At 62.5% G+C, this 23,313-nt stretch carries 19 protein-coding genes and 1 pseudogene; 8 read left to right on the top strand and 12 right to left on the bottom strand.

Going from position 1 to position 23,313, the window contains the following annotated elements; all coding sequences use genetic code 11:
- Both WDB91_RS08460 and WDB91_RS08455 read right to left on the bottom strand, forming a co-directional pair.
- Entirely contained in the window at positions 1-1,590 is a 1,590-nt protein-coding gene (locus tag WDB91_RS08460; protein ID WP_339114484.1) for a cisplatin damage response ATP-dependent DNA ligase, read from the bottom strand.
- A complete protein-coding gene (locus WDB91_RS08455) occupies positions 1,590-2,591 on the bottom strand; it encodes a ligase-associated DNA damage response exonuclease (protein ID WP_339112134.1) in 1,002 nt (333 codons plus the stop codon). The genes WDB91_RS08460 and WDB91_RS08455 overlap by 1 nt, the downstream gene beginning before the upstream one ends.
- A gap of 155 nt (positions 2,592-2,746) precedes the next feature.
- Between WDB91_RS08455 and WDB91_RS08450 the strand changes: the two genes are divergently transcribed.
- The 8 genes from WDB91_RS08450 (at position 2,747) to WDB91_RS08415 (ending at position 11,526) form a co-directional block, all read left to right on the top strand.
- Positions 2,747-4,813, top strand: coding sequence for a PAS domain-containing methyl-accepting chemotaxis protein (locus tag WDB91_RS08450; protein ID WP_339112133.1), 2,067 nt, complete (start codon positions 2,747-2,749; stop codon positions 4,811-4,813).
- Positions 4,814-5,099: 286 nt separating this feature from the next.
- Positions 5,100-5,984, top strand: a complete 885-nt coding sequence (locus tag WDB91_RS08445) for an SPOR domain-containing protein (RefSeq protein WP_339112132.1) — start codon at positions 5,100-5,102, stop codon at positions 5,982-5,984.
- Between the two features lie 9 nt (positions 5,985-5,993).
- Positions 5,994-7,175 (top strand): D-alanyl-D-alanine carboxypeptidase family protein, encoded by a 1,182-nt coding sequence (locus WDB91_RS08440; protein WP_339112131.1) that lies wholly within the window; start codon positions 5,994-5,996, stop codon positions 7,173-7,175.
- A gap of 9 nt (positions 7,176-7,184) precedes the next feature.
- A complete protein-coding gene (tmk, locus tag WDB91_RS08435) occupies positions 7,185-7,814 on the top strand; it encodes a dTMP kinase (protein WP_339112130.1) in 630 nt (209 codons plus the stop codon).
- Positions 7,814-8,941, top strand: coding sequence for a DNA polymerase III subunit delta' (locus WDB91_RS08430; protein ID WP_339112129.1), 1,128 nt, complete (start codon positions 7,814-7,816; stop codon positions 8,939-8,941). The genes tmk and WDB91_RS08430 overlap by 1 nt, the downstream gene beginning before the upstream one ends.
- A 22-nt stretch (positions 8,942-8,963) precedes the next feature.
- Positions 8,964-9,776: a TatD family hydrolase gene (locus WDB91_RS08425; RefSeq protein ID WP_339112128.1), complete on the top strand. Its 813-nt coding sequence runs from the start codon at positions 8,964-8,966 to the stop codon at positions 9,774-9,776.
- Positions 9,773-10,579, top strand: a complete 807-nt coding sequence (locus tag WDB91_RS08420; RefSeq protein ID WP_339112127.1) for an MBL fold metallo-hydrolase — start codon at positions 9,773-9,775, stop codon at positions 10,577-10,579. Before WDB91_RS08425 ends, WDB91_RS08420 begins: the two co-directional genes overlap by 4 nt.
- Positions 10,579-11,526, top strand: coding sequence for an AEC family transporter (locus WDB91_RS08415; protein WP_339112126.1), 948 nt, complete (start codon positions 10,579-10,581; stop codon positions 11,524-11,526). The genes WDB91_RS08420 and WDB91_RS08415 overlap by 1 nt, the downstream gene beginning before the upstream one ends.
- A 24-nt stretch (positions 11,527-11,550) precedes the next feature.
- Here the strand turns inward: WDB91_RS08415 and map are convergent, their stop codons facing one another.
- The 10 genes and pseudogenes from map to lpxC all read right to left on the bottom strand — a co-directional run bounded on the left by map (position 11,551) and on the right by lpxC (position 23,222).
- Positions 11,551-12,321, bottom strand: a complete 771-nt coding sequence (map, locus tag WDB91_RS08410; RefSeq protein WP_339112125.1) for a type I methionyl aminopeptidase — start codon at positions 12,319-12,321, stop codon at positions 11,551-11,553.
- A 93-nt stretch (positions 12,322-12,414) separates the two neighbouring features.
- Positions 12,415-13,260: pseudogene (locus WDB91_RS08405) on the bottom strand (ABC transporter permease); the annotation flags it as partial.
- A 14-nt stretch (positions 13,261-13,274) separates the two neighbouring features.
- Positions 13,275-14,837, bottom strand: coding sequence for an ABC transporter permease (locus WDB91_RS08400; protein ID WP_339112124.1), 1,563 nt, complete (start codon positions 14,835-14,837; stop codon positions 13,275-13,277).
- A gap of 106 nt (positions 14,838-14,943) precedes the next feature.
- Positions 14,944-16,056 carry an extracellular solute-binding protein gene (locus WDB91_RS08395; RefSeq protein ID WP_339112123.1) on the bottom strand — a complete coding sequence of 371 codons (1,113 nt, stop codon included), beginning with the start codon at positions 16,054-16,056 and terminating at the stop codon, positions 14,944-14,946.
- Positions 16,057-16,147: 91 nt separating this feature from the next.
- On the bottom strand, positions 16,148-17,257 hold the full coding sequence (locus WDB91_RS08390; RefSeq protein WP_339112122.1) for an ABC transporter ATP-binding protein: 1,110 nt from the start codon (positions 17,255-17,257) through the stop codon (positions 16,148-16,150).
- Between the two features lie 352 nt (positions 17,258-17,609).
- Positions 17,610-18,017, bottom strand: a complete 408-nt coding sequence (locus WDB91_RS08385) for an SgcJ/EcaC family oxidoreductase (protein ID WP_339112121.1) — start codon at positions 18,015-18,017, stop codon at positions 17,610-17,612.
- Entirely contained in the window at positions 18,014-19,414 is a 1,401-nt protein-coding gene (locus tag WDB91_RS08380) for an FAD-linked oxidase C-terminal domain-containing protein (protein WP_339112120.1), read from the bottom strand. The genes WDB91_RS08385 and WDB91_RS08380 overlap by 4 nt, the downstream gene beginning before the upstream one ends.
- A gap of 113 nt (positions 19,415-19,527) precedes the next feature.
- Positions 19,528-21,177: a DNA repair protein RecN gene (gene recN, locus WDB91_RS08375; RefSeq protein ID WP_339112119.1), complete on the bottom strand. Its 1,650-nt coding sequence runs from the start codon at positions 21,175-21,177 to the stop codon at positions 19,528-19,530.
- Between the two features lie 36 nt (positions 21,178-21,213).
- Positions 21,214-22,065, bottom strand: coding sequence for an outer membrane protein assembly factor BamD (locus tag WDB91_RS08370; protein ID WP_339114483.1), 852 nt, complete (start codon positions 22,063-22,065; stop codon positions 21,214-21,216).
- 239 nt (positions 22,066-22,304) lie between these two features.
- Complete coding sequence (lpxC, locus tag WDB91_RS08365) at positions 22,305-23,222, bottom strand: UDP-3-O-acyl-N-acetylglucosamine deacetylase (protein WP_339112118.1); 918 nt, start codon at positions 23,220-23,222, stop codon at positions 22,305-22,307.
- Between the last annotated feature and the right edge of the window lie 91 nt (positions 23,223-23,313).

The following is a 23,313-nucleotide window of genomic DNA, read 5'->3' as shown; positions in this document are numbered from 1 at the left end:
CTACCCTTCGGGCGGCAATTGATCCAGCAGAGAGTTCAGCTGGTCGGCCTCCTCGGCGGGCTTGTCCCAGCGGATACGGCTGATGCGCGGAAAGCGCATCGCCACGCCCGATTTGTGACGCGAGGACCGGTTGAGCCCCTCGAAGGCCACCTCCACGACCAGCTTCGGTTCGAGCGAGCGCACCGGCCCGAAGCGTTCGCGCGTATGGCTGCGCACAAAGCGGTCGAGGCGGCGCAGTTCCTCATCGGTGAAGCCCGAATAGGCCTTACCCACCGGCACCAGAGGCGCCTCGGGCGCCGCACCATCCCACAGGGCAAAGGTGAAATCAGAATAAAAGCCGGAGCGTTTGCCATGACCGCGCTGCGCATAGAGAAGCACCGCATCCACCAGCCGCGCCTCGCGCTTCCATTTGAACCACGGGCCACGCGGACGCCCTGCCTGATAGGCACTGTCATGGCGCTTGAGCATGACCCCCTCGATCACGACCTCGGGCGGATCGGCGCGCAGGGCGGCCAGCGCCTCCCAATCGGCGAAGGGCAGCAGCGGCGAGGCATCGATCCGCGGATCAAGCCCCGCCACCGCCCTCTCGAGCCGCGCGCGGCGCGCATCGAAGGCCAGACCACGCAGATCCTCGCCCTCCCATGTGAGGATATCATAGGCCCGCAGCGCGGCAGGCGCCTCGGCCATCATCTTTGCGCCCGGCTTCTTGCGGCCAAGGCGCTTTTGCAGATCGGCAAAAGGCGCCACCTGATCGCCGCGTCTGATCAGCAACTCGCCATCGAGCGCGCCCTCGAATTCCATCGCCTCCACCAGATCGGGGAAACTGCCCGAGATGTCATCGCCCGTGCGCGAATAGATCCTGCGCGTGCCGCTCTCGGAGACGGCCTGCACGCGGATCCCGTCCCATTTCCATTCCGCCACATAATCGGCGGGGGTGAGTTTCGGCAGATCAGCATCGGTCACCGGCGTCGAGAGCATCACGGGGCGGAAGGGCGCAAAGGCTGCTTGGGCGGGACGCGCGCCGCCCTCGATCCATGCGAAAAGTTCGGTATAGGGCGGGGCCAACCCGTGCCAGAGCTCTTCGATCTCCTCGACCGTAGGCCCACCTATCTGGGCCCCCATCTGGGCGAGCGCCACCCGTGCCAGCCGCGCCGAGACACCCACCCGCAGCCCACCCGTGGCGAGTTTCAGGAGCGCCAGCCGCTCCGGCGCGGACAACTGGTCGAGCCAATGGGCGATCTGGCGGGCGGCTTGGGGCTTTGACATCGGCAGGAGCGTCTCGACCACCCGCCCGAGTGGCAGATCGATCGTCGCGGCAGGTTCGGGCCAGATCAGCGCGATCGTCTCGGCCAGATCGCCCACGAAATCATAGGACAGCGTGAAAAGCTCGGCATCCACCCTCTGGGCCACCATGGCCCGCAAGAGCGCGGGCTGCACACGGCCCAAGGACAGATCGCCGGTGAGGGCCGCCAGCGCATAGCCGCGATCGGGGTCCGGGCTGGCGGCAAAATACTCGGCCAGATAGGCGAGTTTCGCATTGCGCCCGCCAGTATAGGCCAGATGTTCCAGAAGTCCTGCAAAGGTGCGCATCATTCGGGCTCCTCTTCATAGCCCATCAGATGCAAGGGCTGCGCACGGCGCTGGGTGAGCGCCGCCCAACGCATCAGCGCCTCCTCGCGGCCATGGGTGATCCAGAATTCCTCCGGATCGATTTCCTCGATGGTGCGGGTAACATCGGGCCAGTCCACATGATCGGAGATCACGAGCGGCAGTTCGACCCCGCGCCTGCGGGCATGGGCGCGGATCTGCATCCAGCCGCTGGCAAAGGAGATCACCGGATCGGCAAAGCGCTGCACCCATGCCGCGCCAAAGGCCGAGGGCGGCGCGATCAGCACCGCCTCGCGCAACTCCCTCGCCTGCGCCTTGTCCATCGTGGCGGGCCGCAGATCCCCCAAGGGGATACCCTGCGCGATGTGGTAGTCGCACAACGCCTGCAGCGCACCGTGTATGTAGATCGGCGCATCATATCCTGCCTGCCGCAGGAGCATGATCACCCGCTGCGCCTTACCAAGCGCATAGGCGCCGATGATGTGCGGGCGCTCGGGAAAACGGCGCACCGAGGCCAGAAAACGGTTAATCTCGTTAACCGGATCAGGGTGGCGAAACACCGGCAAAGCAAAGGTCGCCTCGGTCACGAAGAGGTCACAGGGCACCGGCTCGAAGGGCGCACAGGCCGGATTGGCCACCCGCGAGTAATCGCCCGAAATTACATCACGCCGCCCGCCCTTCTCGATAACCACCTGCGCGGAGCCCAGCACATGACCCGCTGGCCGCAGGCTGACATTGACATCACCGACCCGAATCGCGCCCTTGATAGCCTGGGTCGCGCCAGCAAAATTCTCACCATAGCGAATCTTCATGATATCAAGGGTTTCCCGCGTAGCGAGAACAGCACCATGTCCCGCTCGCGCATGATCTGCATGGCCATGGGTGACCACTGCACGGGCAACGGGGCGATGGGGGTCGATATAGAAATCCCCTGCCTCGCAGTATATTCCCAAATCTGCCTTATAAATAAGCGGCTTAGTCATTTCCCCAAGGTAAACCTGCAAGATTCTTGCATGTTACGATCACATATCCTGTCTATATTTTCCATGTATATCAATCACATGCTCATGGTTGTTGCGTAGTTCATTAATCAATTCACCTTAGTTTAGGTTCCGTAACGATTACGGAGCATCTCCCTGTGTTTACTCTGAAGAAAAAACGGCTTGGGCCGAACGATACCGTGTTGCCCGTCGCATGGGCGGTCGATCAATCACAGGCCGTGATCTGTTTCGACCCTGACGGAACGATCCGTCAGGTCAATGCGAATTTCTGCACCCTGACCGGCTATGCGGCGGAAGAGCTGGTGGGCAAACCCCATAGCCTGTTCATGCCCGACGGACAGGCAGAGCAGACCGAATATCGTCTCTTCTGGGAGGCACTGCGCAATGGCAAAGCCCAGACCGTGATTTTCGAACGCCGCACCCGCAGCGGCGCGAGCCTTTATCTCAGCGCCAGCTACACGCCGTGGAAAACCGCCGAAGGCCGCATCGGCGGCATCATCAAAACCGCGAGCGATGTGACCAAGCAGGAAACGGCGCGACGGGCGATGATGGCCAAGCTGGAGGCGCTCGACCGCTCGAACGCGGTGATCGACTTCGATCCGCAGGGAAACATCCTCTTCGCCAACCCCGTCTTCTGCAAGGCGATGGGCTATACGCTGGCCGATCTGCAAGGCACCCATCATGCTCGGTTCATGCCCGAAGGCGAGGCGCATACGCCTGCCTATTCGCAGTTCTGGGCCGAGCTGCGTGCAGGCAAGTTCCAGTCGGGCGAGTTCAAGCGCCGGACCAAAGCGGGCCGCGACATCTGGCTGAATGCAAGCTATAACCCGGTCACCGACAGCCGCGGCACGGTGATCGGCGTGACCAATATCGCCAATGACATCACGGAGGACAAGCAGAAGACGATGGATGCCGAAGGGCAGATCGCCGCGCTTGGCCGCTCGCAGGCGGTGATCGAATTCACCCCCGAGGGCAAGATCCTGACCGCCAACGCCCTCTTCCTCGAGGCGCTCGGCTATTCCCTGCCCGAGATCAAGGGCCAGCATCACCGTATTTTTGTGGCCGAGGCCGAACGCGCCAGCAGCGCCTACACGCTCTTCTGGCAGAAGCTGGCCGAGGGCACCTTCCAGCAGGCCGAATACCGGCGCATCCGCAAGGATGGCCGCGATATCTGGATCCAGGCCAGCTACAACCCGATCCTCGACGAGGCCGGTAACGTGGTAAAGGTGGTGAAATTCGCCACCGACATCACCCTGCGCAAGGCCGCCATCGCGGATTTCCAGCAGGTGGTGACGGCGTTGAACCAGGGGGATCTGACTCGGCGTATCACGGTGGAGGTGCCGCGCGACCTCGAAGGGCTGCGCGACGATATGAACAGCTCGCTCGACCAGATCGCGACGCTGATCGGCGGCATCGTGGACAGCGCGAACTCCCTGCGCGCCGAGACCGGAAATCTGGCGGAGGCAGGCACCAAGCTGGGCCAGCGCACCGAGGCACAGGCGGCCTCGCTCGAGGAATCGGCGGCTGCCATCAACCAGCTGGCAGCCTCGGTCAAAAGCTCGGCCGACGGGGCGAAAGCGGCCGAACAATCGGTCGGCGGGGCGCGGGTGCGTGCCGAGAACGGGCGCCAGATCGTGGAAGACACAATCGTTGCGATGAATGCCATCGCCCAGAGTTCGCAGGCGATCTCGCGCATCACCTCGGTGATCGAGGATATCGCTTTCCAGACCAATCTTCTAGCGCTCAATGCCGGTGTGGAGGCCGCGCGGGCGGGCGAGACAGGACGCGGATTTGCCGTGGTGGCCTCGGAAGTGCGGGCATTGGCGCAGCGCTCCTCGGATGCGGCACAGGAAATCGCCGATCTGATCTCGACCTCCGAGCGCCATGTGAATTCCGGTGTGTCACTGGTCAACCAGTCGGGGCAGTCGCTGCAGGAAATCCAGGATGTCGTGATCTCCCTCGATCAGGTGGTGCGCGACATCGCAAACTCTGCCGTCGAGCAATCGACCGGCCTGCACGAGATCCAGACGGCGGTGAACCAGCTCGATCAGGTGACCCAGCAGAACGCGGCCATGTTCGAGGAAGCTTCGGCCACCACGGCCGCGCTGCAGACGCTGGCCGAGACGCTCGCAAGCGAGAGCGCCAAATTCACGCTCGAGGCAGAGCACGCCGCCTGCGCGATGCCGCAGCGTCTGGCGGGCTGACCCCCGCCTCCGTCGCCCGAATACAGACAAGGGAAAATGCCCGAAAACGGGGGCGCGGACCATAGCGGGTCCGCGCCCTCACGTTTTTCTGAGGCATCGCCAGCAATCTGCCGCCAATCGCATGTGCCGAGGTGCTTTCCTTGAACGGAATTGACCGTTACACTCACGTCAAACGATCCGTCCGAAAGAGACGGGCAACCGAGGCATAATAATCACGACCCCGCAGGGCGTGCATGTTCGGGCAGACGGGATCTCCTTGTCTTGCCTTGCGAATGGGAAGGGCAGAATGCACAGACGACTATCTCCGGTGATCATCATGTTCGGCGCGGGTCTCTCGCTTGCGGCCTGCCAGACCACGGGTCTGCCCTTCGGCAAGAAGGACCCCGATGAGGGCGCGGTCACCGAGCAGACCTCGGCCCGTCTGGTCGAGCGCGATGTCGAAGCGCCCCAGGTCTTTTCCGTTACCGAAGACGGCCTCTGGGATGGCCGCCCCTCGCTGGGCGGTGTCTGGGTCGCGCATCCGAGCGTGAAAGATCCCGAGCGGGTCATCATCCGTAACACCGCCAACGGAAAATTCGTGATCGGCGCGCTCTTCCGCCGCGAACGCGAGAATCCGGGCCCCAAGCTTCAGGTCTCCTCGGATGCGGCCGATGCGCTGGGAATGCTGGCAGGCGCCCCTGCCAAACTCTCGGTCGTGGCCCTGCGCCGTCAGGAAGCGGCACCCGAGGGCGCCGAACCTGCCCCCGAGGCAGAGGTCGTGGCCGCCTCCGACGCGATGGCGCCCGAGAAGATCGCCACCGGTGCCCTGCCTGCCGCGGCGCCCGCAGCAAAGGCACCCGCGCAGGCATCTGCGGCCGCAACAGCGGAGCCCAAGAAACCCGCAGCGAAACCCGCTCCCAAGGCTCCGGCCCCTGCCCTGCAGCCCTCTGCGGCCAAACCCACCGGCCTGTTGGTCCAGATCGGGATCTTCTCGGTAAAAGCCAATGCCGAGCAGGTCACCCAGACCCTGTCCAAATCCGGTGTGGTTGCGCAGACCATCGAGGAAAACTGGCAAGACAAGAAATTCTGGCGAGTGGTGGCGGGCCCTGCTGCCTCGCAATCCGACCGCAACACGTTGCTGACGAAAATCAAGGGGCTGGGCTTCAAAGACGCCTTTGCCGTCTCGAAATAAGGAAGAAAGATGAAACGTCTCGCCCACCGGATCGCGGCCCTGTGCCTGACCATCGCTGCGGCTGTGCCGTTTGCGGCCCACAAGGCCCATGCGTTTGACACCTCAGCCTCGGCGGCTTGGGTCTATGATGTCACCACCAAGACGGTGCTGATGTCGAAAAATGCGGATATCCCTCTGCCGCCCGCCTCCATGTCGAAGCTGATGACGCTGGATCTGCTGTTCGAGGCGCTGCGCGACGGGCGGGTGACGATGGATACCACCTTCAGCGTCTCGGCCCATGCGCAATCGATGGGCGGCTCGACGATGTTCCTCAACACGATGGACCGCCCGACCGTGGGCGAGCTGATCCACGGGATTATCATCAACTCGGGCAATGATGCCTGCGTGGTGGTGGCCGAGGGGCTCGCCGGATCCGAACGCGCCTTTGCCGAGCAGATGACCGAGCGTGCCCATCAGCTGGGTATGAAGAACTCGATGTTTGCCAATGCCTCGGGCTGGCCCGATCCGGGACAGCGCATGTCCACCCATGATCTGGGCATTCTGGCGACGCGCATCATCACCGAATTCCCCGAATATTATAAGTTCTTCGGCATGACGAACTTCAACTACAAGGACCGCGCTCCGGCCAATGCCGAGAACCGCAACCCGCTTCTGGATATCAAGGCCGCCGACTGGACGGCGGATGGCATGAAGACTGGCCATACGCAGGAAGCGGGCTACGGGCTGGTGGGCTCGGCCCATATGGGCGACCGCCGGATCGTCTTCGTGCTGGCGGGCATGGATTCCGAAGCCGCCCGCCGTCAGGAGGCGGAGGCGGTTGCCAACTGGGCCTTTCGCCAGTTCGTTATGAAAAAGGTCGTCACCAGCGGCACGCAGATTGCATCGGCCCCCGTCTGGCTGGGCTCGAAATCGCAGGTGTCCATGGTGCCCGCCGAGGATCTCGATCTGCTGGTCCCCGCCACCTCGCAAGACACTATTACCGCCGTGGCCAATTATACCGGTCCGCTCGATGCACCGATTGCCAAGGGCGACAAGCTGGGTGATCTGGTCATCACCATCCCCGGCATCGACAAGCCCAAGACCGTCGATCTGGTCGCGGGCGAAGATATTGCCGAGGGGGGTTTCATGATCCGCGTAAAAACGGCATTGTCGCGGCTGACCGCAAAGGCCCTAGAGGCCGCAAACAGCTAAGGGATTCTGATGTTCATCAGTTTCGAGGGTATCGACGGGTCGGGCAAATCGACCCAGGCCCGACTTCTGGCAGAGGCTCTTCGCAAGGAGGGCCTCGATGTCGTTCTGACGCGCGAGCCGGGCGGCTCGACGGGGGCAGAAGAGATCCGCGCCCTCGTGCTGCAGGGCGAGCCTGACCGCTGGTCGGCCCATACCGAATTGCTGTTATTCACCGCAGCGCGTCGCGACCACATGGAGCGTGTGATCACCCCCGCCCTCGAGGCCGGAAAAGTGGTGATCTGCGACCGTTTCGCCGATAGCACCCGCATGTATCAGGGCCTCTCGCGCGGTGATATCCGTGGCCTTGTGGACCGGCTGCATGACATGATGATCGGGCGCGAACCCGACCTGACCTTCCTCATCGATATCGACCCCGCCGTCGGACTGGCGCGCGCCAAGGGACGGCAGGGCATCGAGGAACGCTTCGAGGATTTCGGGCTCGATCTGCAAAAGAAAATGCGCGCGGGGTTCATCGACCTCTCGCATGACTATCCCGACCGGTTCCGCACGATCAATGGCGGGCGCGACCCCGAACTGGTGGCCGCCGACGTGCTACGTTACACCCGCGAGATGGCCGCCGAGCTGCAGAAAGGCGCCTGATGGCTCCGCGTTCCGCCAAGACCGAACCGGGCCTGCCCGATCCCTCCTGCATCGACGGGGCGCCCCATCCACGTGTGGCCGAGAGCGTGTTCGGGCAAACCCGCGCCGAGGCCGAGTTTCTGGAAGCCTTCCGCGCAGGGCGTCTGCATCACGGCTGGCTGCTGACCGGCCCCCGCGGCATCGGCAAGGCGTCTTTCGCATGGCGGATCGCCAAATTCCTGATGTCGCAGCCCGCGCCCGGCGGCATGTTCGCCCCCGAGCCGCCGCAAACGCTGGACACCGATCCCGACCATCCCGTGGTGCGGCGGATCATGGCGGGCTCGGAACCCGGTGTATTCGAGCTGAAGCGTGGCCCCAATGCCACCGGCTCGGCGCTCAGCCAGGATATCCGCGTGGACCGTGTGCGCGAGATGCGCAGTTTCCTGCATCTGTCGGCCAGCGATGGCGGACCGCGCGTGGTGATCGTCGATTGCGCCGACGAGATGAACACGCAGGCCGCCAATGCGCTCCTGAAGCTTCTGGAAGAGCCGCCCGAGCGGGTGACCTTCCTCATGGTCTCCCACCAGCCTGCGGGGCTTTTGCCCACTATCCGCTCGCGCTGCCGCGAGCTACGGCTCCATGCGCTCGAGCCCGAGGCCATGGCGCAGGCGCTGGGTCAGGCAGAGGCGATGGATCCCGATGTGGATATGATGGCACTGTCGGCGCTATCGGCAGGCTCCGTGGGTGAGGCGATCCGGTTGATAAACCTGGGCGGCCTCGAGACCTATGCCCAGATCGTGGATCTCATGGCCACCCTGCCCCGCCTCGACCGGCCCAAGGCGCTGGCACTGGCCGAGAGCTTTGCGGGCAAACAGAATGCCGAGCGGTTCGAGCTGGCGCTGGGGCTTGTGGATCTGTTCATGGCACGGCTGGCCCGCGCCGGTGTTATGGGGCCCCCTCATCCCGAAGGGGCGGCGGGCGAGGCCAAGCTGATGGCGCGACTATCGCCCGATCCGCTGGCAGCGATGAAATGGGCAGCACTGCACCAAGAACTTGGCACCCGTGCACGCCATGGGCGGGCGGTGAACCTTGACCCTGCCGCGCTGGTGGTCGATATGGTTCTTAAATTGACAGCGGCGGCCGCCTAAGCCGTCCGGAAAGAGAGGCAAAGTGGCCCGCGAGACCGATATTCCGCAAATTACCGACAGCCACTGCCATCTGGATTTCGACAGTTTCGACGAGGATCGCGATCAGGTCATTGCCCGCGCGATCGAGGCAGGCGTCAGCCGGATGGTCACCATCTGCACAAGGCTGAAAAACGAACCCCAAGTCCGCGCGATTGCCGAGACCTATGATCAGGTGTTCTACGCCGCAGGCACCCATCCGATGAGCGCGGCCGAAGAGCCGATGGCCTCGGTCGAGGAGCTGGTGGCACTGGCCCGGCACCCGAAATTCGTCGGGCTTGGCGAGAGCGGGCTCGATTACCATTATTCGGCCGATAGCGCCGAGGTGCAGAAGACTAGCCTGCGGATCCATATCGAGGCCGCGCAGGAGACCCAGCTGCCGCTCATCATCCATGCCCGCAATGCCGATGAGGATATGGCGAAGATCCTTGGCGAGGGCATGGCGCGGAAAACCTATCCTTGCGTGCTGCATTGTTTCTCCTCGGGGCCGGATCTGGCCAAGGCCGCGCTGGAGATGGGGATCTATCTGTCGATGTCGGGGATCGCGACCTTCCCCAAATCGCAAGAGATCCGCGATATTTTCGCCTCGGCCCCCGTGGACCGCATTCTGGTGGAAACCGACAGCCCCTATCTTGCGCCCAAGCCCCATCGCGGCAAGCGCAACGAACCCGCCTATACCGCCCATACCGCGCGTGTGGGCGCCGAGATCTTCGGCATGGATTATGCCGATTTCGCGGCCCAGACACAGACAAACTTCGACACGCTCTTTGCCAAGGCCGCGGCTTGGGGGCAGAAATGACCCTGCGCTTCACCATCCTTGGCTGTGGATCTTCAGGCGGCGTGCCGCGGCTGGGCGGACATTGGGGCGAGTGCGACCCCGCAAACCCCAAGAACACCCGTCGCCGCTGTTCCATGCTGGTCGAGCGCGTGGGCGAAAACGGCACGACCCGTGTGCTGATCGATACCGGCCCCGATATGCGCGCGCAGCTTCTGGATGCGGGCGTGGGCGAACTGGATGCGGTGATCTATACCCATTCGCATGCCGATCATATCCACGGGCTCGATGACCTGCGCCAGATCGTGTTCAATATGGGCCAGCGCCTGCCGGTCTGGGCCGATGCCGAGACCGCGGGGCGGCTGGTGAAGGCATTCGATTATGCTTTTGTCCAGCCCGAGGACAGCAATTACAAACCGATCTGCGAGCTGAACGAGATCACCGGCCCCTTCATTATCGAGGGTGCGGGCGGGCAGATTCCGCTGACGCCCTTCGAGGTAGATCACGGCAATATCAAGGCCTTAGGCTTCCGCATTGGCGGGCCGCAAGGTGGGCTTGCCTATCTCCCCGATGTCTCGGAGATTCCGCCTGTGGCATGGCCCTTCCTGCAGGATCTCGATATCTGGGTGCTGGACGGGCTGCGCCGCAAACCGCATCCGACCCATGCGCATCTGGCGCTGGCGCTTGAATGGATGGAACGTGCAGGCAACCGTCACGGGGTGATCACCAATATGCATATCGACCTCGATTACGACGCGGTCATGCAAGAGACCCCCGATCATGTCGTGCCTGCCTATGACGGCATGGTTCTGGAGATCCCTAGCTGATGAGCGCATTGATCGATGTCATCCTGCCGGTCTTCCTGATTGTGGGCCTTGGCTATCTGGCCGCCTGGAAAAAGCTGTTCTCGGACAGCGCCGTCGACGGGCTGATGCGGTTCGCGCAGAATTTCGCGGTGCCGGTGCTTCTGGCGCGGTCCATCGCCAAGCTGGATCTGGGCGCAAGCTTCGACTGGCGGCTGATGGTCAGTTTCTATGTGGGCGCGCTTCTCTCCTTCGGGCTGGGTATCCTCGGTTCGCGGATGATGGGACGCCGTCCCGACGAAGCGATTGCCATCGGCTTCTGCTGCCTGTTTTCCAACTCGCTGCTGCTCGGCATCCCGATCACCGAACGCGCCTATGGCGCCGATGCGCTGGCGGGCAATTTCGCGATCATCTCGATCCATTCCCCCTTCCTCTATACGGTGGGCATCCTGGCGATGGAGGCCACGCGCTCGGCGGGCACCGGCACCAGCCTTGCCCGGGTGGGGATCAATGCCCTCAAAGGTGTGATCCGCACGCCTCTGGTCATCGGCATCCTGTGCGGCCTGCTGATCAAGCTCGGCCAGTATGTCACCGGTCATGCACTACCGCATCCGATCTGGGAAGCCATGAATATGATGGCGGGCGCGGCTATTCCGGCGGCACTGTTCGGGCTGGGCGGCGTTCTGGTGCGCTACAAGCCCGAAGGAGACAGCCGCGCCATCGCGATGGTCTGCATCCTGTCGCTGATCGTGCATCCCGGCATCGCCTATCTGCTGGCGCGTTTCGGCTTCGGCCTGAATGTGGACCAGCTACGCTCGGTCGCGATGACGGCGGCCATGGCGCCGGGGGTCAATGCCTATCTCTTCGCCAATATCTATGGCGTGGGCAAACGGGTCTCGGCCTCGGCGGTGCTGGTGGGCACGGCACTCTCGACGCTGACCATCTGGTCATGGATCTCCTTCCTGCCATGATCTGCGGGCCCGTCGGCCAGACAGTCAGGCGGGCCGGCCACTGGACCCGTCGGGCACCGTGACGATGATCACGCCCTTCTCGGTCGCCACCACGGTATGCTCGTATTGCACGGTGGGGGCCGAGGGCTCGGCATAGAGCGTCCAGCCATCCTCGCCCGCATCGGCCCATTCTCCCCCCATCGACAGGAAGGGCTCGACCGTCAGCACCAGCCCTTTCTCGATAATCCGCTTCTCGCGTTTTTCGGTCCAGGTCGGGATTTCCTCGGGATATTCATGCAGCGAGGCGCCGACCCCGTGGCTTGCCAGATTGCGGATCAGCGTATAGCCGCGCGGTTTGGCAAAGCGCTCGATCGCCATGCCGATCCCGCCCAAAGGCTTACCGGCGGCCACCTCCCTCACCCCGATCTGCATCGCCTTCTTCCCGTCGCGGCAGAGCTGCTCGAGCATGGGGCGCATCTGCCCCACGCCAAAACTCGCGCCGTTATCGGCAAAGAATCCGTCTTTCGAGGCCGAGACATCGATATTGAGCAGATCGCCTTCGCGGATGATCCGATTACCCGGAATACCATGGGCCACTTCCTCGTTGACCGAAATACAGGTGGCACCCGGAAACTGGTAGACCGTCTCGGGGGCGGATTGCGCCCCCGCCGCCTCCAGCATCGCGCGCCCGATCTCGTCAAGCTCCAGCGTGGTCATCCCCGGCTCGACGGCGCGTGCCATGCCCTGCAGCACATTGGCACAGATCCGGCCGATCTCTTTCAGCCCCTGCAGATCGGACTCGCTGGTAACAATCATCTCGGGCTCCGTTTTGTCGCGCCCTGCCTTAACAAAAGAGACCGCCGCAAACAATGCGACGGCCCTTGATTGTGCAAGACGGGTTTGCCGCGCTCAGCGCGGGGTGACGCCCCGCAGCCGCTCGTTGCGGCGGCGCAGAAGCTCGACCGCCGTCAGAAGCGCGATGGAGAAGACCACGAGGATCGTGGCCACCGCCAGAATGGTGGGCGAGATCTGCTCGCGCAGCCCGATGAACATCTGCCATGGCAGCGTCTTCTGCGAGGCCGAGCCCACGAAAAGCACCACAACCACCTCGTCGAAGGAGGTGATGAAGGCAAAGAGCGCCCCCGAGATCACACCCGGCAGGATGAGCGGCATCTGCACCTTGAAGAAGGTCCGCACCGGACCTGCTCCCATATTTGCCGCCGCGCGGGTCAGCGAGCGGTCGAAGCCCACCAGCGTTGCCGTAACGGTGATGATGACGAAGGGAATGCCGAGGGCCGCATGTGCCAGAACCACCCCGATATAGGTGCCCTGAAGCCCGACACGCGAATAGAAGAAATACATCCCCGCCGCCGAGATGATCAGCGGCACGATCATCGGCGAGATCAGGATCGCCATGATCGCGCGTTTGAACGGCACATGGGACTGGCTGAGGCCGATAGCCGCAAGCGTGCCCAGCGAGACCGAGATGATGGTCGCCACCGGCGCGATGGTGACCGAGTTCTTCAGGGCCTGCTGCCAGTCGGGATTGGTGAAGAAATCCACATAATGCTTGAGCGAATAGGCATCAGGGTCCAGCTCCAGCATGCCCGGCGTGAAGGTGAAGAAATTCTCGGCGTTGAACGAGAGCGGGATGATCGTGATGATCGGCGCGATCAGGAAGAAGAAGATCAGCCCGCACAGCGTCCGGTAGCTATAATGCCAGATCTTCTGACCCGTCGAGGCATAGGGGGGAAGTGCGCTCATATCTCTTATCCCAGTTTCACGTTATCGATGCCGACGATCTTGTCATAAGCCCAGTAGAGCAACATGACGGCGGCCAGAAGGATGGTGCCAAGTGCCGCACCCAGACCCCAGTTCAGCGAGCTGGAGATGTGATAGGCGATGCGGTTGGAGATAAAGGTCCCCGTCGTGCCGCCCACCAGTTCCGGCGTGATGTAATAGCCGATGGCGAGGATGAACACGAGGATCGAGCCTGCCCCGATCCCGGGCACAGATTGCGGGAAATAGACCCGCCAGAAGGCCGTCCAGTCGGTCGCGCCCAGGCTTTTGGCCGCACGCATATAGGCCGGAGGAATGGTCTGCATGACCGAATACATGGGCAGGATCATGAAGGGCAGCAGGATATGCGTCATCGCGATGATCGTGCCGGTCTGGTTGTTGATCAGCGCCAGACGGCCATCTTCACTGATGATATGCGCCCAGACGAGGATATCGTTGATCACACCCTGATTTTGCAAAAGCACCTTCCAGGCCGAGGTCCGCACCAGAAGCGAGGTCCAGAACGGCAGCAGCACGAGGATCATCAGCAGGTTCGATGTGCGCATCGGCAGATTGGCCAGCAGATAGGCCACCGGATAGCCCAGAAGGATACAGCTCACCGTGATCGTCAGCGACATCACCAGCGTGCGCCAGAACAGCTTGAGATAGATCGCCTGATCATCGGGCTGGGGCACGATACCTGCGGGGCTGAGTTTGTAATCGACCGCCGTCAGGAAGTAACCCGGCGTGACGGTGGGAGCATAGGCCTTGATCGTGCCCCAGACTTCCGGATCGAGCCAGCCCTTGTCGATATCCGTGAACTGGTCGCGGATGGAGACGCTCTTGAAGCTGCCCACGGCGGATTTGGCTTGTGCGAACATCGGCGCCAGATCGCCCTCGGGACCATTGGCACCAGCCGCCAGATCGCGATAGAGAGCGGTAAAGAGAATATCGGCGGGTTTGGTCTCGGCCAGCGTGTCGCCATCGGCCTCGACCATACGTTCGAACCCGGCCAGCGCACCTGCGGTCTCGGGCAGTGCCTCGGGGTCGTCATCCAGCGCCTCGGAGAGCGCGACCCAGGTCGCGGGCTTGACCCAGGCCGGATCGAGCGCCTTGAACTGGTCGGCATAGATATCGGTATCGAACCGCTCCACACGGCGGCCCGATTTGCGGAAGAGCGAGGAGATACCCGTTGTCTCGTAATTCAGGCGCGAGCCCAGACGGGTATGTTCCTTCAGCTCGGAGGCCACGAACATATCGTAATAGAAGGCGGCAAAGACGGTCTCGGAGGGGGCCTCGCCGCTCGCATAGCTCCAGTCATCCAGCGCATCCACCGTCAGCGGCAATGTTTCGGAGACGATCTCGTTCTCGACCGAGCGGAACAGCATATCCGCGATCGGGGCGATGAAAGTCACGAGAATGAAAAGAAGGAGCGGCGCAATCATGGCCAGAGCCCGCATCTTCTGGGCCCGCAGAGCCCGCGCGAGGCTGCGCTTGAGTTCGCGGCTGCCTTCGGCGGAAACCTGTTCGGCGCTTTCGACGGTATCGCTCATGGTAATGGTCCCTGTCGGTTCAACCGCCTGCCTCTTGGTCCGGGCCGGTCGGTTTGGGAGTGCGGGGGCCTCAAACGGCCCCCGCGATGATCAGATCGTCAGACGATTACTGGGCAAGCCATGCCTGGAATTTCGCATCCAGATCGTCGCGGTAATCCGCCCACCATTCGTAGTTATACAGAAGGGTGTTTTTCGAGTTGGCCGGATCGGTCGGCATATGCGGTGCCATCTCGATGCCCAGTTCGGCATGTTTGCCGACCATCGGTGCCGAGGAGGCGCGCGCCGGACCGTAGGAGATGTATTTCGCCTGCTCGGCCAGAGCCTTGGTCGTGGTTTCCTTCATGATGAAGTCTTTCACACGCGCCAGATGGTCGGGGGCAAGACCGGTCGGGATGATCCAGCCGTCGATATCGAAGACCTGCATATCCCAGAGCATGGCCACCGGCTGGTGCTGCTCCTCGATCACCGAGAACAGACGGCCGTTATAGGTCGAGCCCATGAAGACCTCGCCATCGGCGAGAAGCTGCGGCGTATCGGCACCGGCCGACCACCAGACGACATCCTTTTTGATGGTGTCGAGCTTCTTGAAGGCGCGGTCCTGACCTTCTTCGGTCTCGAGGACGTCGTAGATATCGTCCTTCGCAACGCCGTCACAATAGAGCGCCCATTCCATATTGTTGATCGGACGCTTCTCGAGCGCGCGCTTGCCCGGATAGGTTTCCAGATCGAACAGCGAGCAAATATCGGTCGGCGGATCGGTGCCTTCGGGAACCATATCGGTGCGGTAGCCGACGGTGGTCGAGTAGACGATCTGCGGGATGAAGCAATCCGATACCATCAGATCGCCGAAATCGTCCGAGGCGCTCGAGCCGTCATCGCCATTGGCCAGATCGGTCTCGGGGTCGATCTCCATCGCGAGACCCTCGTCGCACAGACGGATGGCATCGGAGGCCACGACATCGACCAGATCCCAGGTCACGTTGCCGGCTTCGTTCATCGCACGCAGCTTGGCGACGGCTTCGTTGGAGGATTCATCCCAAGTGGCGGTCACACCAGGATTGGCTGCGACATAGGGTTCAACATAGGCTTTATTCTGGCTGTTCTGATAGGCCCCGCCCCAAGACACGATGGTCATGGAATTGGCCATTTCCTCAGCCGAGAGCGGCGCGGCGAACAGGGCCACGGCAGAACTCGCCAGAAGGGCTTTCTTGAAAGTCATGTAGTCTCTCCCGTTGAAAAAGGTCGTTTTTCTTTGCCGTCTTCCCAGAACGGCACCCGCGCAGAGTGGGCTGCGCGAGGTTAAGGTTCGATCACAGAGGATCGAGTGCCCTTGCGTCATCTGGATGCCAGCCGATCTTGATCTTCTGGCCTTTCGGAAGCATCGAGGCGCCCAGTGTGTTGCGGGTCTTCATCACGAAATCTTCCGTCCCGGCGACGCGCAGGACAGTGCGGTAGATATCGCCCATATAGACGACATCGATGACTTCGGCCTCGATCAGGTGCCAGTCCGGCGCCATACGAGCGGGGTCGAATTCAACACGTTCGGGACGGATCGACACCAGCGTGTCCTGCCCCTCATGACGGATATTGACCGCGGTGGCCGCGATCCTCTCGCCATTCTGCAAACGGATGGTGCAATGGCCTGCCTCCTTGTCGAGGGCCTCGACCTTGCCCGGCAAGCGGTTGTTCTCACCGATGAACTGCGCCACGAAACTGTTTTTGGGGCGTTCGTAGAGGTCATCGGGCGGCGCCAGCTGCTGGATGCGACCATCGTTGAACACGGCCACACGGTCGGACATGGTCAGGGCCTCGCCCTGATCGTGGGTCACATAAACCACTGTGATGCCCAGACGTTCGTGCAAAGCCTTGATCTCGAATTGCATATGCTCGCGCAGCTGTTTGTCGAGCGCGCCGAGAGGCTCGTCCATCAGCACCAGCTCGGGATCGAAGACCAGCGCGCGGGCCAGCGCGATCCGCTGCTGCTGGCCACCCGACATCTGGCCCGGGCGACGGTTGGCGAAGGCCCCCATCTGCACCATGTCCAGAGCCCGTTTGATCTTTGCCTCGCGCTCGGATTTGCCCATCTTGCGGACCTCGAGCGGGAAAGCGAGATTCTCGCCCACGGTCATATGCGGAAAGAGAGCGTAATTCTGGAAAACCATGCCGATTCCGCGCTTGTGCGGCGGCACGTTATTGATATTAGTTCCGTCGAGACGAATCTCGCCATTGGTTGCGGTTTCAAACCCCGCCAGCATCATGAGGCAGGTCGTCTTGCCGGAGCCGGACGGCCCGAGCATGGTCAGAAACTCGCCTTTTCCGATGGACAGGTTGAGGTCTTTTACGACCAGATTCTCGCCGTCGTAGCTTTTTTGCACGCGGTCGAAAACGACGAATCCGTCGTTATCACTGTTTTTAGCCAAATCGGGCCCCCGTCGGATTTCTCTCGGTTTATTGTTCTTACATTCCCGTGAGCACAGCTAAACAAGCCTCTGCCTCTAATTCAACCCTCTGCCACGAAATAAGGCAAAATAGCTGTTTTCCCTGACCATATCGAAAACCGGCTGGCCAGAATGCGGCAACTTTAGCGAAGCAAACGACCAATTCGGTGATTTTACCCCGCCCATTCAAAAAGCAGTTTTAAAAGTTCCAATATATTGAGCATGAAAAACGGGGCAGTTTCCTGCCCCGTTTGCGCCCGATCCGCGCGGATCGATCCGGTTTTCAGGCGGGCTTCCCCATAGATTCGGCACCCGTCCCGCACGCTCCGGGCGATCAGCTCTCCACGACGAACTGTCCCGACACGATCAGCCAGCCATTTCCGGCCCGCGCCATGACCGAGATGAAGACCGCACCCACGCGCCCCGCATCGGAGCCATCGGCATTGACGATGCCCGACAGCACGAAGCGCTGCTGCACGATCACCACATCGCGCCCGACGGCACGGAACCGCACCTTTCCGGTGACCAGACGCGCGCGGGCAAAGGCCCCCGCCATCTCGCCTGCCAGAAGCTCGGCAATCTGCTGGCGGCCGTCGACGGCCTCCCCCGTCAACCCCAGAAAATCGGCATCCTCGGTGAAGAAGGAGGCCAGCAAGCGGGCATCCTTCGAGCTCCACGCGCGGGTGAAGGCACGCGGCAGATCTTCGGGGCTCGAAAACGGAACCTCGATGGTCGATATCATTCAGCGGCCTCCCTGACGGCATTCGACTGATCCGGCACAATCTTGCCGGGATTGAGAATATTCAACGGATCGAGCGCCTTTTTGATTGCGCCCATCACGCCCCATGCGGCCCCGTGCTCGGCTTCCATATAGCCCAGCTTGCCGATACCGATACCATGTTCGCCCGTCACCGTGCCGCCCATCGCCAGCGCCCGTTCGGACATCCTGGCGGCAACCGCCTTGGCGCGTTTGAACTCGTCCTTGTCATTTCGATCCAGAAGAAGGACGGAATGGAAGTTGCCATCGCCCACATGCCCCAGAATAGGCCCGACAAGGCCCGCTGCGTCAATATCCTTGCGGGTATCTTCCACCGCCTCGGCCAGACGGGAGATCGGCACCACGATATCGGTGACCAGCCCCATACAGCCCGGACGATAGGCGATACAGGCCGGATAGGCCCCATGGCGCATGCGCCACAGACGTGTGCGGTCCTCGGTGGTGGTGGCCCAGTCGAAATTGGCCCCGCCCATCTCGCTCACGACCTCACCGAAGCGTTCGGACTGCTCGGCCACCATCGCCTCGGAGCCGTGGAACTCGATCATCAGATGTGGCTTCTCGGGGAGGTCGGTGCCGTTCATCTTGTTGAAGATCTGCGCCGTCATCGCATCGACGAACTCGATCCGTGCCATGCGGATGCCCATCTGAATCACCATCTGCACGGTTTCCACCGCCGCATGCAGGCTATCAAAGGCACAGACCGCCGAAGACACCGCCTCGGGCTGGCCATGCAGCTTCAGGGTCAACTCGGTGATGATCCCGAGCGTCCCCTCCGAGCCCAGCATCAGCGCCGTCAGATCGTAACCGGCCGAGGATTTACGCGCCCGCGAGCCGGTGCGGATAACGGTGCCATCGGCCAGAACGACCTCGAGCGCCATCACATTATCCTTCATCGTGCCATAGCCCACGGTCGTGGTGCCCGAGGCCCGCGTCGAGGCCATGCCCCCAAGAGAGGCATTCGCACCCGGATCAACGGGGAAAAACAGCCCCGTGGCGCGCAACTCGGTATTGAGCACCTCGCGCGTCATGCCCGGCTGGACACGCACCTGCATATCGTCCTGATAGAGTTCCACCAGCTTGTCCATCCGGCTCATGTCGAGGCACAGCCCGCCATGGATCGCCAGCGCATGCCCCTCAAGCGATGTGCCCGTGCCCCATGCCACGACCGGCATCTTATGGGCGGTGCAGATCTTCATGATTTGGGACACCTCGGCGGTATTGGCCGGGTATGCCACCGCATCGGGAGGTGTCGGCGCAAACCATGTCTCGCTCTGGCCATGCAGATCGCGATCCGCCTGCGTGAGGTTAAGCCTGTCCCCCAGAAGGGTTTTCAATGCCTCAAGGGCTGCGTCATGTGCCATTATAGAACTCCGGTCTTTGGCCGTAGTTCTAGGCTTCTGCACGAGCGGAGAAAAGCCCTACGGGCCATATTCTGCGCGCGCCGAGGGTGTGCGGATGCGCGCTTAGGCGGGGATCAGCCGCCCAGAAGCTCGGCAGCGGCTGCGCGGGCAGCCTCGGTCACCTCGGCCCCCGCGATCATCCGCGCGATCTCGTCGCGGCGCTCTGTCTCGTCGAGGGGCACCACCTCCGAAAGGGTCATGCCGTTTTCCACACGTTTCTGCACGCGGAAATGCTGCGCCCCACGCGCGGCCACCTGCGGCGAGTGCGTGACCACCAGAACCTGTGCCTCTTCGGCGACCCGTGCCAGACGGCGCCCCACCGCATCGGCGGTCGCCCCACCCACACCACGGTCGATCTCGTCGAAGATCAGCACCAGCGCATCCGCCCCTTTCGAGAGCACCACCTTCAGCGCCAGAAGGAACCGCGACAGCTCGCCCCCCGAGGCGATCTTGTTCAGCGGGCCCGCAGGTGCGCCCGGATTGGTGGCAACCGTAAAGGCCACATTATCCGACCCTTCGGCAGAGGGATCACCGGCGGAGACGCGGGTCTCGAACACCGCGCGCTCCATCTTCAGCGGCGCCAGTTCGGCGGCCATCGCCTGATCGAGCCGCGTCGCGGCCTTGCGCCGCGCAAGTCCCAAACGGTCGGCCACCTCGCGATAGGCCAGATCGGCCTTGGTCACCGCCGATTCCAGATCGCGGATCCGGCCTTCGCCGGCATCCAGCGCCTCGAGACGGGCGCGCAGGGACACCGCGAAATCGCCCAGATCATCGGGCTGCACGCCATGTTTGCGCGCCAAAGCACGGATGGCGAAGAGCCGCTCCTCGGTGGCCTCCAGCGCGTAAGGGTCGAAGCTCAGCGCATCGAGCGCCTCTTCCACGCCCTGCGTCGCCTCCCCCAGCTCGATCAGCGCGCGTTCGAGCACCGACATCGGCTGGTCGAGCCGACCCTCGGCGCGGTCGGCGGCGCCCTGCAGCCAGCGGTCCGCCTCGCGCATCAGCCCCTCGGCCCCCTCGGGGCCAAGCGCCTGCAAGGCACGCGCCACATCCGAGCGGATCTTCTCGGCCTGCTGCATCACGCGGCGCTCGGTATCGAGGGTGGCTTCCTCGCCCTGTTCGGGGTTCAGCTTGTCGAGTTCGGCCACCGAATGGCGCAGGAATTCCTCCTCAGCCTGCACCTCGGCCAGTGCCGCCTGTGCCGCCGCCAGCGCCTTGCGTGCCGACGCACGGGATTTCCACGCCGCATTCACCTCGGCCAGAAGCGCGCCGTTCTCGGCAAAGGCATCGAGCATCGCACGATGGCCCTTCTCATTGAGAAGGCCGCCATCATCCTGCTGGCCGTGGAGTTCCACCAGCGAGGCCGACAGGCGCCGCAGCACATCGCCGGTCACGCGGCGGTCATTGACATAGGCGGTCTTGCGGCCATCGGCGCGGTTCACGCGGCGCAGGATCAGGCTCTCATCCACCGGCAGATCCGCCTCGCGCAGGATATCGCGCACCGGATGGCCCTCGGGCAGCCCGAATTCGGCGGTCACCTCGCCCTGCTCGGCGCCTTTGCGCACCAGCTCGGCCCGGCCCCGCCAGCCGAGCACGAAACCCAGACAGTCGAGCAGGATGGATTTCCCCGCCCCCGTCTCGCCGGTCAAAACATTGAGCCCCGCACTGAAGTCAAGCTCGGTGCGTTCCACGATCAGAATGTCGCGAATCTCAAGGCTGCGCAGCATGGGCGGTCCTGCAATAGGGCCAGGGTCGGGAAGCGGTTACATCCACTTCCCTTGGATCACCTGGCGATAGATTGTCGATAGCCAGTTATCACCCTTGCTCTCCGGTTCAAGCCCCTTGGCACGCAGGAGCTTGTAGGCATCGTCATAGAAGGGCGACGACTGGAAGTTATGGCCGAGAATCGCGGCTGCGGTCTGTGCCTCGTCAGTCAGGCCGAGCGCCAGATAGGCTTCGACCAGACGCTCCAGCGCCTCGGGCGTATGGGTCGTGGTCTGGAACTGCTCGACCACCACACGGAAGCGGTTGATCGCGGCGGTATAATTGCCGTGCTTCAGATAATAGCGCCCGATCTCCATCTCCTTGGCGGCGAGGTGATCGAAGGCGAGGTCGAATTTCAGCATGGCCGAGCGCGCGTAATCGCTGTCGGGATATTGCTCGATGACCTCGCGCAGCGCCTGCAGCGCCTGATAGGTCAGGCCCTGATCGCGACCGACCTCGTCGATCTGGTCGTAATAGCTGAGGGCCAGAAGATATTTGGCATAGGGCGCATCCTCGGAGCCCGGATAGGTATCGAGGTAACGCTGCGCGGTGGAGCGCGCCTCCTCGTAATTCTTCGCACGGTGCTGGGCATAGGCCTGCATGATCACCGAACGCTGCGCCCATTCGGAATAGGGATAGAGGCGTTCGACCTCTTGGAAATAATGGAGCGCATCGGTGGGGCGGCGCGGATTGCCAACCTCCAGCTGGTATTCGCCGCGCTCATAGATCTGTTGCGCGGTGAAATTGTCGAGAGGCATGTCCTTGGGATCATCGGATTTACCCGAACAGGCGGCGAGCGTCGCCACCAGCAAAAGACATCCGACCCGTGTAGCCGCTGATTTGCCGTGCATCATGCCCTGCCCTTTGTTCTTGCCCGCGCCCCGATGGGCGGGATCTCTTACAGTCCTGCCCGAGGCAGTTACGTCCAACACCGCTTAACACAGATAAATCGGCTGCGCAAAACGCCTTTCGTCTCCTCTTCCTATCGTCAACATCTTGAGAAGCCAAGTATCCCTGTGACAAATGGGAAAGCCCCCGCGCGGGGGACCGCGCAGGGGCTTCACAATCTCTGGAGCAGTTCGCCTGGCGCTTATTGCGCCGCGAAAAGTTGAGGCACACAGACACCCGCCCCGGGGGTCGTGTGGGCCGCATCGGAATCAAGCACGACCCACTCATAGGCGGCAGGATTGGCAAAGACCGCGCGCAGCAGACTGTTGGTCATTGCATGGCCCGAGCGGTTGCCGACATAGCGGCCAAGGATCGGACCACCCGCCAGAAGCAGATCGCCGAGCGCGTCCAGCATCTTGTGCCGCACGGCCTCATCCTTATGGCGCAGACCGCCGGGGCTGAGCACTTTGTCGCCATCGATCACAACGGCGTTTTCATAGGTGCCGCCAAGGGCCAGACCGTTCTTCTGCATCATCTCCACATCGGCGCGGCGGCAGAAGGTGCGGCTGTCCATCAGTTCGCGTACGAAAGCGCCATTGGACATGCCGAGGCGCTTGCGCTGCTGACCAATCGCACGGTCGGTGAAATCGATCGAGAAATCGATCTCGAGCGCGTGATTGGGCTCGAGGCGCGCCCATGCCGCACCGTCGCGCACCTCGACGGGGCGCAGGATACGGAGAGCGCGCAGCTGACCACCGACCTCGACAAGACCCGCGGCGAGGATCTTTTCGACAAAAGGTGCCGAGGAGCCATCGAGGATCGGGACTTCCGGCCCGTCGATCTCGATAAGCGCGTTATGCACACCACAACCGGCAAGAGCGGCCATGATATGTTCGATCGTCGAGACGGTGATCCCGTCTTCATTTTCGATCAGGGTGCAGAGACGGGCATTGGTCACCTTATTCCACAGCGCGGGGATCAGGCCATTGCCCGCCACATCCACACGGTTGAACACGATGCCATGATCGGCAGGCGCAGGCAGAAGACGCATGCGCACAGGCTGGCCTTTGTGAAGGCCGACACCGTCGAAGCTCACGGGTTTTGCAAGGCTTGTCTGCACGATCAATTCCTTTCTCTTCTTGGCGACGAACGGTTGAAAGCTGTCCCTCGTTCCGCCGCATCTTCAGTTAAGAAAAACCCGTGACTTTCTC

It is taken from the genome of Thioclava sp. GXIMD2076 (assembly GCF_037949795.1).
Lineage (GTDB): Bacteria > Pseudomonadota > Alphaproteobacteria > Rhodobacterales > Rhodobacteraceae > Thioclava > Thioclava kandeliae.
Note: the sequence above shows the minus strand (reverse complement) of the source record. Positions and strands in the feature narration are given on the sequence as shown.